General features: G+C 72.3%; 18 protein-coding genes. 8 read left to right on the top strand and 10 right to left on the bottom strand.

The window, feature by feature from the left end; translation table 11 throughout:
- Together ASH01_RS07115 and ASH01_RS07120 are read left to right on the top strand one after the other, a co-directional pair.
- On the top strand, positions 1–1257 hold the full coding sequence (locus tag ASH01_RS07115; protein ID WP_156415481.1) for an LCP family protein: 1257 nt from the start codon (positions 1–3) through the stop codon (positions 1255–1257).
- Positions 1254–1760 (top strand): amino-acid N-acetyltransferase, encoded by a 507-nt coding sequence (locus ASH01_RS07120; RefSeq protein WP_056773539.1) that lies wholly within the window; start codon positions 1254–1256, stop codon positions 1758–1760. Before ASH01_RS07115 ends, ASH01_RS07120 begins: the two co-directional genes overlap by 4 nt.
- 177 nt (positions 1761–1937) lie before the next feature.
- Here the strand turns inward: ASH01_RS07120 and ASH01_RS07125 are convergent, their stop codons facing one another.
- Genes ASH01_RS07125 through ASH01_RS07135 form a run of 3 tightly spaced genes read right to left on the bottom strand, consistent with a single transcriptional unit; the run spans position 1938 to position 4469 of the window.
- On the bottom strand, positions 1938–2870 hold the full coding sequence (locus ASH01_RS07125; RefSeq protein WP_056773541.1) for an ABC transporter ATP-binding protein: 933 nt from the start codon (positions 2868–2870) through the stop codon (positions 1938–1940).
- Positions 2867–3682, bottom strand: a complete 816-nt coding sequence (locus ASH01_RS07130; RefSeq protein WP_056773542.1) for an ABC transporter permease — start codon at positions 3680–3682, stop codon at positions 2867–2869. The genes ASH01_RS07125 and ASH01_RS07130 overlap by 4 nt, the downstream gene beginning before the upstream one ends.
- A complete protein-coding gene (locus ASH01_RS07135; protein ID WP_056773545.1) occupies positions 3675–4469 on the bottom strand; it encodes an ABC transporter permease in 795 nt (264 codons plus the stop codon). Before ASH01_RS07135 ends, ASH01_RS07130 begins: the two co-directional genes overlap by 8 nt.
- A gap of 103 nt (positions 4470–4572) precedes the next feature.
- Between ASH01_RS07135 and ASH01_RS07140 the strand changes: the two genes are divergently transcribed.
- Positions 4573–4962: a PPOX class F420-dependent oxidoreductase gene (locus ASH01_RS07140; RefSeq protein WP_056773548.1), complete on the top strand. Its 390-nt coding sequence runs from the start codon at positions 4573–4575 to the stop codon at positions 4960–4962.
- Between the two features lie 218 nt (positions 4963–5180).
- Here ASH01_RS07140 and ASH01_RS07145 read toward each other — a convergent pair whose 3' ends face one another.
- The 3 genes from ASH01_RS07145 to radA are packed head-to-tail and all read right to left on the bottom strand — an operon-like array spanning position 5181 to position 8648.
- Positions 5181–6074, bottom strand: coding sequence for an A/G-specific adenine glycosylase (locus ASH01_RS07145; RefSeq protein ID WP_056773549.1), 894 nt, complete (start codon positions 6072–6074; stop codon positions 5181–5183).
- A 26-nt stretch (positions 6075–6100) separates the two neighbouring features.
- On the bottom strand, positions 6101–7177 hold the full coding sequence (disA, locus tag ASH01_RS07150) for a DNA integrity scanning diadenylate cyclase DisA (RefSeq protein ID WP_056773551.1): 1077 nt from the start codon (positions 7175–7177) through the stop codon (positions 6101–6103).
- A 55-nt stretch (positions 7178–7232) separates the two neighbouring features.
- Entirely contained in the window at positions 7233–8648 is a 1416-nt protein-coding gene (radA, locus tag ASH01_RS07155) for a DNA repair protein RadA (RefSeq protein ID WP_056773554.1), read from the bottom strand.
- Positions 8649–8719: 71 nt separating this feature from the next.
- On the opposite strand from radA, the gene ASH01_RS07160 reads away from it, so the two are divergent.
- Both ASH01_RS07160 and ASH01_RS07165 read left to right on the top strand, forming a co-directional pair.
- Complete coding sequence (locus ASH01_RS07160) at positions 8720–8938, top strand: hypothetical protein (protein ID WP_056773556.1); 219 nt, start codon at positions 8720–8722, stop codon at positions 8936–8938.
- Positions 8939–9197: 259 nt separating this feature from the next.
- On the top strand, positions 9198–9530 hold the full coding sequence (locus ASH01_RS07165; protein ID WP_056773559.1) for a histone-like nucleoid-structuring protein Lsr2: 333 nt from the start codon (positions 9198–9200) through the stop codon (positions 9528–9530).
- A gap of 136 nt (positions 9531–9666) precedes the next feature.
- Here the strand turns inward: ASH01_RS07165 and ligD (ASH01_RS07170) are convergent, their stop codons facing one another.
- Together ligD (ASH01_RS07170) and ligD (ASH01_RS07175) are read right to left on the bottom strand one after the other, a co-directional pair.
- A complete protein-coding gene (gene ligD / locus ASH01_RS07170; RefSeq protein ID WP_056773562.1) occupies positions 9667–10551 on the bottom strand; it encodes a non-homologous end-joining DNA ligase in 885 nt (294 codons plus the stop codon).
- Positions 10551–11498, bottom strand: a complete 948-nt coding sequence (gene ligD / locus ASH01_RS07175; RefSeq protein WP_056773564.1) for a non-homologous end-joining DNA ligase — start codon at positions 11496–11498, stop codon at positions 10551–10553. The genes ligD (ASH01_RS07170) and ligD (ASH01_RS07175) overlap by 1 nt, the downstream gene beginning before the upstream one ends.
- Before the next feature lie 18 nt (positions 11499–11516).
- Between ligD (ASH01_RS07175) and ku the strand changes: the two genes are divergently transcribed.
- The 3 genes from ku to ASH01_RS07190 all read left to right on the top strand — a co-directional run bounded on the left by ku (position 11517) and on the right by ASH01_RS07190 (position 14801).
- Complete coding sequence (gene ku / locus ASH01_RS07180) at positions 11517–12473, top strand: non-homologous end joining protein Ku (RefSeq protein ID WP_056773565.1); 957 nt, start codon at positions 11517–11519, stop codon at positions 12471–12473.
- A gap of 124 nt (positions 12474–12597) precedes the next feature.
- On the top strand, positions 12598–13824 hold the full coding sequence (locus tag ASH01_RS07185; RefSeq protein WP_056773567.1) for an acetyl-CoA hydrolase/transferase family protein: 1227 nt from the start codon (positions 12598–12600) through the stop codon (positions 13822–13824).
- 206 nt (positions 13825–14030) lie between these two features.
- Positions 14031–14801, top strand: a complete 771-nt coding sequence (locus ASH01_RS07190; RefSeq protein ID WP_056773569.1) for an SDR family oxidoreductase — start codon at positions 14031–14033, stop codon at positions 14799–14801.
- Positions 14802–14918: 117 nt separating this feature from the next.
- On the opposite strand, the gene ASH01_RS07195 is transcribed toward ASH01_RS07190, so the two are convergent.
- Complete coding sequence (locus ASH01_RS07195; RefSeq protein WP_056773579.1) at positions 14919–15716, bottom strand: sugar phosphate isomerase/epimerase family protein; 798 nt, start codon at positions 15714–15716, stop codon at positions 14919–14921.
- A 70-nt stretch (positions 15717–15786) separates the two neighbouring features.
- Positions 15787–16716, bottom strand: coding sequence for a Ppx/GppA phosphatase family protein (locus ASH01_RS07200; protein ID WP_056773581.1), 930 nt, complete (start codon positions 16714–16716; stop codon positions 15787–15789).
- Positions 16717–16852: the final 136 nt, after the last annotated feature.

Below are 16852 nucleotides of genomic sequence, written 5' to 3' on the forward strand. Positions count from 1 at the left end.
GTGACCTCCCAGCACCGCCCCACCGACGTCCGCCAGCGGTCTGCGATGGCCGCCGACACCCGTCGTCCGGCCCGCACGCGACGGTCCGTGGTGGCGCGCGCCGGGGCCGTTTCGGCGGCCGCAGCGTTGGCCCTCGCCGGTTGCTCGACGGGTGCGCCGAGCGGGGCCGGCTCGCCGGCCGGAGTGTCCGCCTCGGCCGACGGCGCCGCGTCCGGGTCCGCCCCCTCCTCGGGGGTCCGCGTGAGCGGGGCGCCAGGGCCCTTGGCTGCGCTGGTCTCGACGGTGTATGCCGGGGGCGACCTCACGCGTACGTCCTCCCCCTCCGCCGCGGCTGCCCTGAAGACGCGCAAGGCGGCCCCCGGCCCGGTCACGGCCAAGGCCGAGGTCGGCTCGTGGATGGGCACGCCCGTCGCCGTCGTCACCGCCGGCGACGACGTGACGCTCGCCGTCGGGCCGACGTGGAAGGTCGTCGGCGGCTGGTGGCCGTCGCTCGGGGTCGCGAAGCCGAGCCTCGGCGGCGGGCCGCGCTGGGTGCTCGCGATCGGCTCGGACGCCCGCAAGGGCCAGCCGCTCGAGCGCACCCGCGCCGACGTGCTCCAGGTCATCGGCATCGACGGCAAGGGTGGCGGCGGCGTCATGGGGATGGCCCGCGACCTGTGGGTCCCACTGGCGACCGGCGGCAAGGGCAAGATCAACTCGGCCATGGTGTTCGGCGGCCCGCGCGCGCAGATGAGCACCGTCAGGTCCGTGACCGGCCTTCCCGTCGAGGGCTACGTCGTGCTCGGCTTCAGTGGCTTCAAGAAGATCGTCGACGACCAGGGCGGCGTCCCGATCGTCATCCCCAAGACCGTCGTGGCCTCGCATGCCAAGAATCTCGTCATCAAGGCCGGCGCCCAGACCCTGTCCGGCGCCGAGGCCCTCGCCTACGCCCGCGAGCGGAAGACGTTGCCGGACGGGGACTTCGGCAGGTCGCGCCACCAGGGAGAGGTCATCCTCGCCGCCGCGATCAAGGCCAAGCTCGCCGGGCCGATCGCCATCCCGTCGGCGCTGACGAGCTTCAGCACGGTCGGTCGGAGCAACCTCTCGGCCGAGCAGATCCTCACCTTCACCGCCGGTCTCCATCAGCTGAGCCCGCTCCAGGTCGGCCGGGGCGTCGCCCAGGGCGCCTTCGGGTGGGCCGGCCAGCAGTCGATCGTCGTTCTCGGCAGGCAGGCCCGCACCCTCTTCGCCGAGTTCCGCGACGGGAACCTCTCGTGAGCGGCGGCGCGCCCGTCCTCCGGCGGGCCCGAACGTCCGACGTCCGCGCCATCCGGGGCCTCGTCGCGCCGCTGGCCGAGCGTCGGGTGCTCGTCAGCAAGGAGGCGGTCACCTACTTCGAGAGCCTCCAGGAGTTCCGCGTCGCCGACCTCGACGGCCGCGTCGTCGGCTGCGGCGCGCTTCACGTGATGTGGGAGGACCTCGCCGAGATCCGCACTCTCGCGGTGGCTCCCGACCAGCTCGGCACCGGTCTGGGCGGGCGCCTGCTCGAGGCGCTCGTCGAGGACGCGCGCGAGATCGGCGTCGAGCGGCTCTTCTGCCTGACCTTCGAGACCGACTTCTTCGTCCGGCACGGCTTCGAGGTCATCGAGGGCCAGGCCGTCCCGATGGACGTCTACGCCGAGCTGCTGCGCTCCTACGACGAGGGCGTCGCCGAGTTCCTCGACCTCGAGCGCGTCAAGCCCAACACCCTCGGCAACACCCGGATGCTCCGCACCCTCTGACCCCGCCCGCCGCTCCAGCACCCCTGCCGGGCGACGACCTCACTCGAGTGGCCACCCGGTCCCACCCGTCACACGACTGAAGTGGCACCTGAGGTCACGGGGCCACTCGACGGGTGGGACGGCATACGCCCGTGGGCCGGGAGTGGGCACGGGGCCACTCGACGGAGGGGTGGGGTGTCAGGCGCGGCCAGAGGCGGCGTAGATGCGGCGCACCACGTCCTCGATGTCGGGCTCCTCGATCGTCAGGTCGCGCACCTCGTGGCGTGAGGAGACGTGGGCGAGCACGGCCGCGACCGTCGTGGCCTCGGCGTCGAACGAGAGCCGCTGTCGCAGGCCGTCCGACTCGCTCTCGACGAGGGTCGCTCCCGGGACGTCGTGCAGGTCCGGCGTGGGCTGGGCGAGGTCGATGACGAGGATGCGCTGCGCGCCGACGGTGCCCGCGAGCCCGGTCAGGGTGCCGTCGAAGGCGAGCCGGCCGCGGTCGACGACGAGGACCCGGTCACAGAGCCGTTCGATGTCGCCCATGTCGTGGGTGGTCAGCAGCAGGGTCGTGCCCTGCTCGCGGCGCTCGGCGACGAGGAACTCGCGCAACCGCTGTTTCGAGAGCACGTCGAGGCCGATCGTCGGCTCGTCGAGGATGAGCAGCTCCGGCGAGTGGAGCAGGGCGGCGGCGATCTCGGCACGCATCCGCTGGCCGAGCGACAGCGAGCGCACCGCCGTGCCCAGCTGCGGGCCCATCTCGAGCTGCTCGACGAGCAGGTCGGTGCGCGCCCGCGTCGCCGCCTCGTCCATCCGGTGGATCGCCCCGAGGATCGCGAAGGAGTCGCGCAAGGGCAGGTCCCACCACAGCTGCGAGCGCTGGCCGAAGACGACTCCGACCCGGCGCGCGACCTCGACCCGCTGTCGCATCGGGTCGAGCCCGCACGTGCGCACGTGACCGGAGGTCGGCTTGAGGATGCCGGTCAGCATCTTGATCGTCGTCGACTTCCCGGCACCGTTGGCGCCGATGTATCCGACCGCCTCGCCGGGCTCGACCGAGAAGGTCATCCGGTCGACGGCGCGCGTCTTCTTGAAGTCGCGCACGAGGTCGCGCGTCTCGATGATGCTCATCCGCCTGCTCCTTGGTAGTGACGAGTGCCGAGGCGCCAGCACGTGGCGGCGATGCCCCAGGCCAGCAGCCCGGCGACGGGGGTGAGCCACGCGAGCCAGGTTGGCGCGAGCGGGTCGTCGAGGCCGAGGATCGCGACGGCCGGGATGTAGGCGACGAAGGCCGTCGGCACGACGAACGTCCAGAAGATCCGCAACGGGTCGGGGAAGACCTGCTGGCTCTGCTGGGCGGCATACGACCCGCCGTAGGTGAAGGCGTTGGTGAACTCGGCACCGTCGACGAGGAAGAACTGGAGACCGCCAGCGGCCGTGAACAGGGCCGAGAAGATCGCGGTGCCGCTGACGACGGTGAGCACGATGAGCGCCACGGTGGCCGGCGACCAGGCGATGTCGGCGGTCGTCAGGGCGACGCCGAGGGCGACGAGGGCGACGGACAGCCGGCCGACTCTCCGGAGCGACAGGTCGCTCGTCATGAGCTGGGCCAGCAGCGGCAGCGGACGCACGTAGAAGGCATCGACCTGGCCGGCCCGGATGTAGCGCGGCAGCTGGTCGAGGTGACCGACGAACATGTCGGCGAGCGAGAAGGACAGGTTGGACAGGGCGAAGACGAGCAGGGCCGCCGTGAAGTCGAGCCCGCCGAGCACGTCGACGTTGTGGAAGATCACCCACACCTCGGCGAACTCGGCGAGGCCGACACCGACGGTGCCGAGGATGTCGGTGACGAACGAGGCGCGGTACTGCATCTGCGCCCGGGCACGGGACGCGAGCAGCACCCGGTAGGGGCGCAGCCGTTGGGAGAGCGTCGTGTCAGCCACCCTGCACCTCCAGCCGCCGACGGCCCGCGCGCAGCACGACCTGACCGAGGGCGAGCAGCGCGACGGCCCAGAAGACCTGCACCCCGACGGCCGACGCGATGTCGTCCCCGACGACGCGTCCGGCGAGGATGTCGATGGGGTTCTGCAGCATCGACGGGAAGGGCGACCAGTTGGCGATGGTGCGCAGCCAGTCCGGGAACCACGGCACCGGCAGGTAGAGACCGCAGAGCAGGCCACCGGTGATCATCCACAGCAGCGTGATGCCACGGATCTCGACGAGCCAGAACGCGAGCAGGTTGATGACGAAGTTGCCCGAGAAGGCCACGACCACGGCGAGCAGGATGGACACGGCGCCCGCGACCCAGCTGACGGCGGACGGTGGCCACGCCATGTCGAAGAGGAGGGCACCGAGCAGCAGCGCGGGCACTCCGCGGCCGATGAGGTTGATGCCCGCACGCCCGAGATCGCCTGCGAGATAGGCGATCTGCGGGTCGACCGGCCTCAGGAAGTCGACGGCGATGTCACCGGTGCGGACCCGGTCCTTGACCTCGGCGAAGCCCCAGAGGTTGACCGTGCCGAGCAGCGCCTGACCCCACCAGACGAACGCGATCGTCGTCGGGGCGTCGTAGCCGCCGATGGCCGTCCCGGCCGACGCGAGGGCGGCGAGCAGGATCGAGGCGCGGATGAAGCCGAAGACCGAGTTCGTCGTCATCCCGGCCAGCAGCGCCAGCCGGTACGTCGAGTGCCTCCTGAAGCCGGCTCGGACGAGCAGCCAGAAGGTCTTCACGACGCACGGACGGGGGCAGGCACAAGGGGCCACGCTACCGACGAGGCGGCCCGGGATCAACGCGAGGCGCCGGTGACATGCCGGCTCTCGTAGTCTGTCGCCCGTGGCCACCCTTCCCCGCGACCTCTCCCCCGAGGCCCTCGAATTCATGTCGGTGCGTCACCTCGCGACGCTGACGACCCTGCGGCCGGACGGCTCGCCCCACGTCGTGCCGGTCGGCTTCACGTGGGACCCCGAGATGTCGGTCGCCCGCGTCATCACGAGCCGCGGCAGCCGCAAGGCCCGCAACGCGCTCGCCGGGTGTGCCGCCGTGCTGTGCCAGGTCGACGGGCGCCACTGGCTCTCGCTCCAAGGCACCGCCCGCATCCTCGACGACCCGGCCTCGGTCACCGACGCCGAGCAGAGGTATGCCGCCCGCTACCGCGAGCCTCGCCCCAACCCCGAGCGCGTGGTGATCACGATCGACGTGCGCTCCGTCCTCGGCAACGTCTGACCCCGTCGCCCGTCCCACTCGAGTGAGCGCCCCGTCCCACTCGAGTGAGCGCCCCGTCCCACTCGAGTGGCCGCCACGTCCCACGCGTCACACCCGTGCTGTGACCACGGGGCCACTCGACGATGAAAGGTGTGGGCGGTTGGGGCTCGTGGGACGGAGGGGCCACGCGAGTGGGGTTGGGCGCTCACTCGACTCGGCGGGTGGGCGGGTGGAGTCCCTCAGGCGGGGAGGCGGAACCTCTGCCGCGACAAGGGCTCCACGAGGCCGTCGGCGACGAGCGAGTCGAGGCAGCGCATCACCTGCACGCGGTCGTCGGCGGAGTCCTCGAGACGGGTGAGCGGCAGGGCCGCGTGCGCGGCGCGCAGGCGGCGCAGCAGCTCACCGCGCACCTGCCGGTCGGTGCCGTGCCAGGCCTGGCCCCGCCGGGGCGGTCCGTCGTAGGCCGGCCGGCCCGCGACGTTCCAGGCGCACAGGTCGGCGACCGGGCACTCGTCGCAGTGTGGCCCACGGGCGACGCAGACGAGAGCCCCGAGCTCCATCACGGCGACGTTCCACGTGTTCGCGGCACCGCGGTCCGCCGGCATCGAGTCGGCGGCGAGTAGGGCCTCGGCGCGGTTGAGCGTGAGGTTCGGGAAGGCCTTGCCCTCGACCGTGCGGGCCAGCACGCGCCGGACGTTGGTGTCGACGACGACCTCGGGGATGCCGAAGGCGAAGCACGACACGGCGGCAGCCGTGTAGGCACCGACCCCGGGGAGCGCCAACAGGCCCTCCGGTGTGTTCGGCACCTCGCCACCGTGACTCTCGACCATGACCCGGGCCGCCTCGTGCAGCCGCAGGGCGCGCCGGGGGTAGCCGAGCCGCCCCCAGGCGCGCACCGCGTCACCCGGCGCAGCGGCCGCGAGGTCGGCCGGTGTCGGCCACCGCTCCATCCACTCGCGCCAGATCGGCTCGACGCGGGCGAGCGGGGTCTGCTGCGACATCACCTCGGAGAGGAAGACGCCCCATGGGCTGGCGTCCGGCGCCCGCCACGGCAGCTCCTTGCGCCCGGACTCGGCGTACCAGGCGTTGACGCGCTCGTGGAGCAGCGACAGCGGGACCTCGCGGGACGGCATACGGAACGATGCGGCGGCGGAGCCGGTCAGACGTAGCGCTCGAGGATGCTCGACTCGGCGAGCCGCGACAGGCCCTCGCGCACGGCGCGGGCACGGCCCTCACCGACGCCCTCGACGAGCATGAGGTCCTCGATGCCGGCGGCGAGCAGGCGCTGGAGCGACTCGAAGTGCGACACGAGCCGGTCGACGATCGCGGTGGGCAGGCGCGGCACCTTGGTCAGGAGGCGGTAGCCCTGCGGCGACACTGGGGCGTCGAGGCTGTCGCCGACGACCGAGAAGCCGACGGCGCGGGCACCTGCCGCGAGGTCGAGCAGCTCGACGGAGTTGAGGGCCTGGAGGTTGGCGAGCGCGTCGCCGACTGTGAGGCCCGACTTGGTCGCCGGGAGGTAGTCGCGGATGACGAGCTCGCGGTCGTTGCCGAGCCCGCCGACGAGCTCCTCGAGCTGGAGGCTGAGGAGGCGACCGTCGGTGCCGAGCTCGACGACGTAGTCCTGGATCTCGGCCGAGATGCGCCGCACCATCTCGAGGCGCTGGAGCACGGCGGTGACGTCGCGGATGGTGACGAGGTCCTCGATCTCGAGCGCGGACAGCGTGCCGGTGACCTCGTCGAGGCGGGCCTTGTAGCGCTCGAGGGTCTGGAGGGCCTGGTCGGCGCGCGAGAGCGTCGTGGGCGAGCCCTCGATGACGTGCCGGAGGTCGCCGACGTAGAGCGCGACGACGCCCATCGACTGGCTGACGGAGATGACGGGGAAGCCCGTCTGCTTCGCCACGCGCTCGGCCGTGCGGTGACGCGTGCCGGACTCGGTGGTCTCGATGCGGGAGTCGGGCACGAGCTGGGTGGCGGCGCGCAGGATGCGGGTGCCCTCGCGGTCGAGCACGACGGCGCCGTCCATCTTGCACAGCTCGCGCACGCGGGTCGCCGAGAACTCCATGTCGAGCACGAAGCCGCCCGTGCAGATCGAGTCGACCACGCGGTCGAAGCCGAGCACGATGAGGGCTCCGGTGCGTCCACGGAGGATGCGTTCGAGGCTGTCGCGCAGCTCCGTTCCGGGTGCCACGGCGGCGAGGGCCGCACGCAGCAGCAGCTCGTCGTTCCGGTCCATCACTTCCCTGTTCGCAATGGGGGCGCCGAGCGCGTCCACCCCGGTCGGTCGCAGTCTAGACGGTGCCGACGGCCGGTGCGCTCGTTGACCGTCCACCGGCGAGGCGTCCCATCGCCTCGATGGCCCGTGGGACGTCGGCGACCTCGACGGCACGGATCCCGGCGGGCACGGAGGAGTCGGACAGGCTGCCCGCGGGTACGAGGGCGTGGCGGAATCCGAGGCGGGCCGCCTCGGCGAGACGGCGGTCCAGACCGGTCACCCGACGGACCTCGCCGGCGAGGCCGACCTCGCCGAAGGCGACGACGTCGCTGGCGAGGGGCTTGTCGATGACGGACGACGCGACGGCGCAGACGATGGCGAGGTCGGCAGCGGGCTCGGTGATGCGCACCCCTCCGACGGTTGCCGCGAAGATGTCGCGCGAGCCGACCGGCGCCCCGGCCCGCTTGTCGAGGACGGCGATGATCATCGCGAGCCGCGAGGCATCCAGACCGCTCGAGGTGCGTCGCGGCGACGGCAGCGTGGACGGTGCGACGAGCGCCTGCACCTCGGCGACGAGCGGTCGGCGACCCTCGAGGGTGACGGTGACGCAGGTGCCAGGCACCGCGTGGTCACGCGTCGACAGGAAGAGCCCGCTCGGGTCGGCCAGCCCGGTGATGCCGACGTCGGACAGGTCGAAGCACCCGACCTCGTCGGTGGGGCCGAAGCGGTTCTTGACGGCGCGTACGAGGCGCAGGCGCGAGTGCCGGTCGCCCTCGAACTGGATGACGACGTCGACGAGGTGCTCGAGGACCCGGGGGCCGGCGATCGACCCGTCCTTGGTCACGTGGCCGACGAGGAGCACGGCGGTGCCTCGCGCCTTGGCCGCCGCGATGAGGGCACCGGCGACCTCGCGGACCTGCGAGACGTTGCCGGCCTGGCCCTCGACGTCGGCACTCGCAATGGTCTGGACGGAGTCGACGACGAGCAGGCCCGGCGAGCGGGCCTCGACGTGGCCGAGCACGGTCGCGAGGTCGGTCTCGGCTGCGAGGTAGAGCGTGTCGGCCATCGCCGAGATGCGTTCGGCGCGCGTGCGCACCTGCGCGGCCGACTCCTCGCCGCTGATGTAGAGGACCTCGGAGCCCGACCGGGCCGCCCGGGCGGCGACGTCGAGCAGCAGCGTCGACTTGCCGACGCCGGGCTCCCCCGCGACGAGGACGACCCCGCCGGGGACGAGGCCACCGCCGAGCACGCGGTCGAACTCCGCCACGCCGGTGGGTCGCGCGGCCGCCCGGGTCACGTCGACGTCGGCGATGCGCAGGGCCGGGGTGACGACGGAGGCCGCCGTGGTGCGGGCGGCCGTGGGCGCACCCGTCTCGGCCACGGTGCCCCACGCCTGGCACTCGCCGCACCGACCGACCCACTTGGCGGTGGTCCACCCGCACTCACCGCAGCGGAAGCCGGGGGTGCGTCGGGTCGTCGTCCTCGTAGCCATGGCACGACCGTACGGTGGCGGTGCGACAGCGCTCGTGAGGGGCGGCCGTGGCGCCGTGAGAAAATGTCGGCATGGAATCGGTCATGCCCTATCTGCTCGCCATCGTCCCGACGGTCGGTGTGGGCGCGCTCTTCTACTTCGTCATCAAGAGCATCCTCGAGGGAGACCGTCGCGAGCGCCTCGCCCAGGCCAGGTGGGAGGCCGAGCACGACCGCCGCGAGGCTGCCGCGAACGAGGCGTCGCAGGCCGCCGCGCCGGGCGCCGAGGCCACCCCGACGACGGAGCGCTGAGCCCCGGAGCCCCGGAGCGCCGAGCGCCGAGCGTCGAGCGCGTGTCGACGACCGCGCGTCGACAAAGGACCCGCCACGGCAGGAACACCGTCTTTCCGTCATTCCTGCACGCGTCGGTGCATCTCTTTAGCGGTCGACCGCGCCATTGTTTTCGATGGAAATGCATTTACGGACTCTTCGCGCTAAATTGATCGTGCCCCGCGAGTCGCGTATTCGCGGAATCCCCTCCGAATTAGCGAACAACTTCAGATGGAGAAACATGGCTCAGCGTGTCGAAGTGGTGTTGATCGATGACATCGACGGTGGAAAGGCTGCCGAGACGGTGACCTTCGCGCTCGATGGCGTCACCTACGAGATCGACCTGTCCGACAAGAATGCCCGCAAGCTTCGCGACGACCTCGCGACGTGGACCGGTCACGCACGTCGGGCGGGTTCGGCCAAGGCCGCCTCGCGTCGTCGCGCGGGCGCCGCCTCGGCCAAGCGCAGCGACCTCGGCGCGGTCCGTGAGTGGGCCCGCGCCAACGGCCACACCGTCTCGGACCGGGGCCGCATCTCGGCCGACGTCCAGGCGGCCTACGACAAGGCGCACTGACCCCGGTCGGCGACGCATCCGAGAGGGCCCGGCACTCCGACGTGCCGGGCCCTCTCGCACGCCACGGGGAGGGCGTATGCCGTCACGGCCTCGCGCGGGCGGGCCCCCTCGCCTCCCGGCTCGACCACCGCAGCGGTCAGCCCGTGATCTCGGCTGCCAGGTCGCCGTCCCGGGCCACGCGGTCGAGCACCTCGTCGGCGGTCAGCTGCTCGAGCTCGCCGCCGTCGGCGCCCGCCTCGATCTCGTCCCACGACCGCGGCGCCGCCACGGTCGGGCGGTCACGGCCGCGCAGGGAGTAGGGACAGACCGTCGTCTTGGCGGCGACGTTCTGGCTCCAGTCGAGGAAGATCTTGCCCGGGCGCAGCTCCTTGGCCATCTTCCACACGACGAGGTCGGGGTGGGCCTTGGTCAGCTCCTGCGCGAGCTGTTGCACGGTGTCGCGGATCTCGTCGCTCGTGTGCGCGCCGGGCAGGACGGCATACAGCTGGAGTCCCTTGCTGCCACTCGTGACCGGGACGGTGTCGAGCCCGATGCGGCCGAGACGTTCGCGCACGACGAGCGCGACGCGGGCGCACTCGAGCAGGCCGGTGCCCGGCCCGGGGTCGAGGTCGATGACGAGCCGGTCGGGGCCCCGCGGCACGGCATCACGCCCCTCCCCCTCGTAGCGCCACTGGTGCACGTGCAGCTCGAGCGAGTTCAGGTTGGCGAAGAACGTCAGCCCGGCGAGGTCGTCGATGAGCGGGAAGACGGGGTCGCGCCCAGCGCGCCGGATCCACGCGGGCGTGCCGGCCGGGATGTTCTTCTCGAAGAACTGCATGTCGCCGACCCCGTGCGGGAAGCGGATCCGCGTCACTGCGCGGTCGCGGAGGTGGGGAAGGATCACCGGCGCGATGCGCGCGTAGTAGTCGATGACCTGGGCCTTGGTCGTGCCGGCCCTCGGGTACATCACCTTCTCGAGGCTCGACAGCTTCATCCGTCGGCCGTCGACCTCGACGGTCACCTTGGTCGGCACGTACGCCATCACTCACCGTCCCCGTGGTCGTCGACGTCACCGGGCGTGAGGTCGCTGCGCAGGCCCTTGTATGCCGGCTGGCGCAGTCTCCCCTGACCGCTCAGTCCCAGCGACTGCACGTCGGCGACAAGCACCGGGTGCACCCACGTCGCGCCGTTCGAGTCCTCGGGGGGGACGTCTGTGGCGAAAGGCGACTCGGCCGCCGTGAGAGCCTGGAGGTCGCGCATGAGGGCCTGCCCCGTCTTGCCGGCCAAGCCGGACCCGACGCGCCCTAGATAGCGCAGGCCGCCCGGCCCGGGGACCCCGACGAGGACGGCACCGAGACGGTTCGACACGGTCCCCGTGGCCTCGGGCCGCCAGCCGCCGATGACGACCGAGACGGTGCCGCGGTGGGGCGACTTGAGCCACTGGGGAGAGCGGAGCCCGGGCACGTAGACGGAGTCGACGCGCTTGGACACGATGCCCTCGAGGCCCTGCTCCTTCGTCGCGGCGTGCAGCGTCGTCCCGTCGGCGAACGTCGGCGGCGTCTGCCAGCGCGCGGCGGCGAGCTCGAGTCGCTCGAGCGTGGCGCGCCGGTCGGTCCACGTGCGCGGCATGAGGTCGACTCCGTAGAGCCGCAGCAGGTCGAAGGTCATCAAGGTGACCGGCGCGGCCTCGGCGAGCATCGCGGCCCGGCGGGCGTCGGTGACGTGGAACCGCTCGGCCATCGCGGCGAACGACGGCACGCCGTCGCGCATCGAGACGATCTCGCCGTCCAGCAGCATGTCGGCGTACTCGTTCGCGAGCCCGCGCAGCTCCGGGAACGCGACGGTGACGTCGCGTTCCGTGCGGGAGAAGAGGCGCATCTCGCCGTCCACGACGTCGGCCAGCACCCGCATGCCGTCCCACTTGACCTCGTGCTGCCAGCGGTCGCCGACCGGAATCGTCGTCGTCGGCGTCGCGAGCATGGGGCGCATGGGTGCATTCTTGTTCTCATGCGAGCCATCTGGAAAGGCGCCGTGTCGTTCGGCCTCGTCAATGTGCCGGTCCGACTCTTTTCGGCGACCGAGAACCACGACGTGCAGTTCCGGCAGGTCCACGAGAAGGACGGCGGCCGCATCAAGTACCAACGCGTCTGCTCGATCGACGGCGAGGAGGTGCCCTACTCCGACATCGCCAAGGGCTACGAGGCCGCCGACGGGCAGATGGTCGTGCTGACCGACGAGGACCTCAAGAGCCTTCCGACGCGGTCGACGAAGGAGATCTCGATCGAGAAGTTCGTGCCGTCCGAGCAGATCGACCCGCTGCTCTTCGACAAGAGCTACTACCTCGAGCCCGACAAGACGGGCCTCAAGCCCTACGTGCTGCTCCGCGACGCGCTCGAGAAGGCCGACCGGATGGCGCTCGTCACCGTGTCGGTGCGCACCCGGATGACGCTCGCCGTGCTCCGCGTGCGCGACGGCGTCATCGTGCTCCAGACGCTGCTGTGGGCCGACGAGGTCCGCGCCCCCGAGTTCGAGTCCCTCTCGGAGGAGACGCACGCGACGGCCAAGGAGCTCGCCATGGCGTCGTCGCTCGTCGACTCGCTGTCGGGCGACTACGAGCCCGACGAGTTCGAGGACGACTACTCCGAGGCCGTGACCCAGCTCGTCGCGACGAAGATCGAGGGCGGCGACATCACCGAGATGCCCGAGGCCAAGGGCGAGGAGACCGAGGTCGTCGACCTGCTCGCGGCCCTGCAGCGCAGCGTCGACAAGGCCAAGGCCGCCAAGACCGGCGGCTCGAGCGCCTCCGACGCCGACTCCGACTCCGAGAAGCCCACGAAGAAGACCGCTGCGAAGGCCACGGCCACGAAGGCCACGACGCAGAAGAGCGCGGCGAAGAAGACGACGGCCAAGAAGTCGACGGCCAAGACCACGGCGAAGAAGGCGGCCACCAAGAAGGCCAGCTGACCCGCCGGCTCCGCCCCGTCGCCGACCGCCCCGACCCCCGCCACGCGCGAAGGGTCGGGGCGACGTTCGTCACGCCGGACGGCATACGCCCTCGCGGTGGCGCGCGCTGCGCGAGGATGAAGGAGTGCGGACGGCGACGATCGACGAGCTCACCCAGCGGCTTCGAGCGCTCCCGGAGAACCCCCGTGTCGTCGTCAGCGGCAACATGGCGGTCCCCTGGGAGGCGGTCCGGGCGCTCGACGCGGCCCAGCCGAGCTACGTGCTCCACGCGCTCAACGCTCCCGCCGGACTGCCCGACCGCGACGGCGTGACCGTCGAGACGTGCTTCGTCGGACCGGGTATGCGTCGGCACCCCCGGCTGCGCTACGTTCCCTCGCGCCTGTCGCTCGTGCCGCTGCTCTACGGCCGGGCGCTGCCGCCGGACGCCGTGCTGCTCCACTGCGCGCCGCCGCGCAACGGCCAGGTCAGCCTGGGACTCGAGGTCAACGTCCTGCCCGCGGCCCTCGAGGCGTGCCGGGCCCGGGGCGGGCTCGTCGTCGCGGTCGTCAACCCGCAGATGCCCTACACGTTCGGCGACGCCCAGGTGCCGCTCGAGCACGTCGACCTCGTCGTCGAGGTCGACGCACCGCTGCCCTCGCACGCAGCGACCGAACCCGACCCCGAGAGCCGGCTCATCGGCGAGCGCGTGGCGGCCATGGTCCAGGACGGCGCGACGATGCAGCTCGGCATCGGCGCGGTGCCCGACGCGACGCTGTCCGCGCTGACCTCGCGCCGCGGCATCCGGATGTGGACGGAGATGTTCTCCGACGGCGTGCTCGCCCTCGACGAGGCCGGCGCCCTCGACCCGGACCACCCGCTCGTCACGTCGTTCAGCTTCGGCTCGACCGACCTCTACGCGTGGCTCGACGGCAACCCGCGCGTGCGGATGATGCGCACCGAGAAGACGAACGACCCCGGCCTCATCGCCTCGCAGCGGCAGATGACCTCGGTCAACACCGCCCTCGAGGTCGACCTCTTCGGCCAGGCCAACGCCTCGCGCATCAACGCGCGCATCCACTCCGGTTTCGGCGGGCAGACCGACTTCATCGTCGGCGCGCTGCACTCCGCGGGCGGCCAGTCGTTCATCGCGCTCCGCTCGTGGCACCCCCGCGCCGACGTGTCGACGATCGTGCCGCTGCTCGACGAGCCGGTCACGAGCTTCCAGCAGAGCGCGATCGTCACCGAGCAAGGGGTCGCGCCGCTGTGGGGTCGCAGCGAGACGGACCAGTGCCACGACATCATCGAGAACTGCGCCCACCCGCGGGTCCGCGACGACCTCTGGGAGGAAGCCCAGGCCCTCGGCCTCGCCTGAGCCCGCGCCTGCCCGACCGAGGCCATATGCCGGCCCCCACCACACTCGAGTGAGCGCCCCCACCGTCCCCGTCGAGTGAGCGCCCCGCAACGGTCGAGTGAGCAGCCCGCCACACCAGCCCTGCGGATCGTGGGACGGAGCGCTCCCTCGAGTGGGACTGAGCGCTCACTCGAGCGAGGCCGGGGTGGCGCTCGTAGGGTGGCGGGATGAGTTCTGCGCCCCCGCGTGACGCCCCCGCTCCCGCCACCGACCCGGACCGGCGGCCGGTCGCGGTCGTCACCGGCGGCACGCGCGGCATCGGGCTCGCCCTCGTGCGCGACCTCGCCCCGACCCACCACCTCGTCGTCGGCGGGCGCAGCGCCGAGTCGGTCGCGGACGTCGTCGCCTCGCTCCCGTCCGCCGAGGGGCTCGTCGCCGACCTCGCCGACTGCTCCCCCGGCGGGTCGCTCGACACCGCCCTCGCGGCCCTCGTCCCACGCCTGCCTCGGGTCGACGTGCTCGTCCACTCGGCCGGCGTCCTGCGCAACGGCACCGTCGCCGGCTCGCCCGTGCAGGACTGGGTCGACTCGATGACCGTCAACGTCGTCGCCGTCGCTGCCGTCACCCGAGCGCTCCTGCCTGCCCTGCGCGTCGCCCACGGCCTCGTCGTCACCGTGAACTCGGGCTCCGGCCTGACGGCGACCCCTGCCTCGGGCGCCTACTGCGCCTCGAAGTTCGCCCTCCGAGCGCTCACCGACTCGCTGCGGCAGGAGGAGGGCGAGCACGGCGTCCGCGTCACGTCGCTCCACCCCGGCCGGGTCGACACCGACATGCAGCGCGAGCTCGTCGAGTTCGAGGGCGCCGAGTACGACCCGGGCTCCTACCTCGACGTCTCCTCGGTCGTCCGGGCCGCGCGCCTGGCCATCGACGCCGGCCCTGACGCGAGCGTCGACATGGTCTCGGTGCGCCCTCGTGGCTGGCGCCCCGCGACCGCCTGATCCTCCCGACGTCCCCGGAGAGGCCCCTTCCGGGCAACACACCGAGCAGGTCACAACCCACCGGGATCGGATCGCGGTGGGTTGTGACCTGCACGGTGTGTTGCCGGGTGGAGGCGGTCAGATGCGGCTGGCGCCTCGGGTCGGGACGAGGGAGAGCCGGGCGAAGGCCAGCGCCTCGGCGAGATCGACCTCGCGCTGGTCCCGCCTCACCTTGCGCGTCGACACCTCGACGACGACGTCGCCGCCCCAGCCGCTGTCGGCGAGGTGCTCGAGCACGGCGCCGCACGGCTCGCCACCGCGCCCGGGGACGAGGTGCTCGTCGAGGAACGAGCCGAGTCCGTCGGCGAGGTGCAGGTGCGCGAGTCGCGACCCGAGCGACTGCGCCATGAGCAGCGCGTCGGAGCCGGCGGTCGCCGTGTGCGAGAGGTCGAGCGTCACGTTGTCGTAGGGCTGGCCCACCGGGTCCCAGTGCGGGAGGTAGGCCATGACCTCGCGCCGCGCCGTGCGCCACGGATACATGTTCTCCACCGCGAGCCTGATCCCCGACTCGTGCTCACGCAGCGCCACCCCGTCGACGAACCCGGCGGCATACTCCCGCTGCCAGCGGAAGGGAGGGTGCAGCACGACGGTGCCGGCACCCACCTCGAGCGCGAGGTCGATGGAGCGGTCGACCTTGCCCCACGGGTCGGTCCCCCACACGCGCTGGGTCAGCAGCAGGGTCGGCGCGTGCACGGAGACGATCGGCAGGGCGTGCAGCTCCGACAGCGCCCGCAGGGCACCGGCCTCCTGCGTCACGGGGTCGGTCCAGACCATGACCTCGATCGCGTCGTAGCCGAGCCGCGCCGCGGTCGCGAAGGCGGTCGCCGCGTTGTCGGGGTAGAGCGAGGCGGTCGACAGGGCGACCCGGATGGTCATGCGGCCATTCTGCGCCACGCGCCCGGGGCGGGTTCGGGCCGGGCCGTGCGTCCGCTGTGGATCCGGTGCGTCACGACGTCAGGTGGTCGAGGCGACGGAGGATGAGGCCCTCGCGCAGGGCCCACGGGCAGATGTCGAGCTGCTCGACCTGGAGCAGGTCGAGCGCGGCCTCGGCGACGAGCGCCCCCGCGTAGAGCTGGCGGGCGCGACCCTCGGAGACCCCGGGCAGGTTCGAGCGTGCGGCGGTGTCGAGCCGTCCGACGCGAGCCACGATCTCGTGGAGGTCGTCGCGCGAGAGCGTCCGCGGCACGAACGGGCCCTCGGCGCGCGGCGCGGCACCCGCGATGCGAGCGAGCGAGCGCATCGTCTTGGAGGTCCCGACCGCTCGGTCGGGGCTCCCGGCCGTCAGCAGCGGTCGCACGTGCTCGGCGAGGGTCGACCGGACGTGCGCGCGCAGCTCGCGAGCGGCCAGCTCCGAGGGCGGGTCACCGGGCAGCCGCTCGCGGGTCAGGCGTCCGGCACCCAGCGGCAGGCTGAGGGCCACGTCGGGCTCCTCGTCGAGACCGCACGCCAGCTCGAGCGAGCCGCCGCCGATGTCGACGACGAGCAGGCGCCCGCTCGACCAGCCGAACCAGCGACGCACGGCGAGGAACGTCATCCGCGCCTCGTCCGCGCCGCTCAGTGCCTCGAGCTCGACGCCGGTCTCGGTGCGCACCCGCTCGATGATCGCCTCGCCGTTCGGCGACTCGCGCAGCGCCGACGTCGCGAAGGCGAAGAGGTCGCTGACGCCCTGGTCCTCCGCGACGTCGAGGCACTCGCGGATGAAGGCGACGAGCCGGTCGGCCGTCGCGTCGCTGACCCGGCCGTCGGCCTCGAGGCTCTCCGAGAGGCGCAGCTCGGTCTTGTGCGAGAAGGCGGGCAGCGGCTGCGCGCCGGGGTGTGCGTCGACGACGAGCAGGTGGACCGTGTTGGACCCGATGTCGATGACGCCCAGGCGCATGCCCCAACCCTAGTGCCGGGCCCGGCCGCGCCCTCACCCTCGGCCCTCCCCCGCCGAACGCGGCGTTCGACGGCGAACGCGCTGGCAGAACACTGAGTTCGCGACCGAACGCGGCGTTCGGTCGGGGCGGAGGGGG

Origin of the sequence: Terrabacter sp. Soil811 (assembly GCF_001429655.1) — a bacterium.
Classification (GTDB): Bacteria; Actinomycetota; Actinomycetes; order Actinomycetales; family Dermatophilaceae; genus Terrabacter.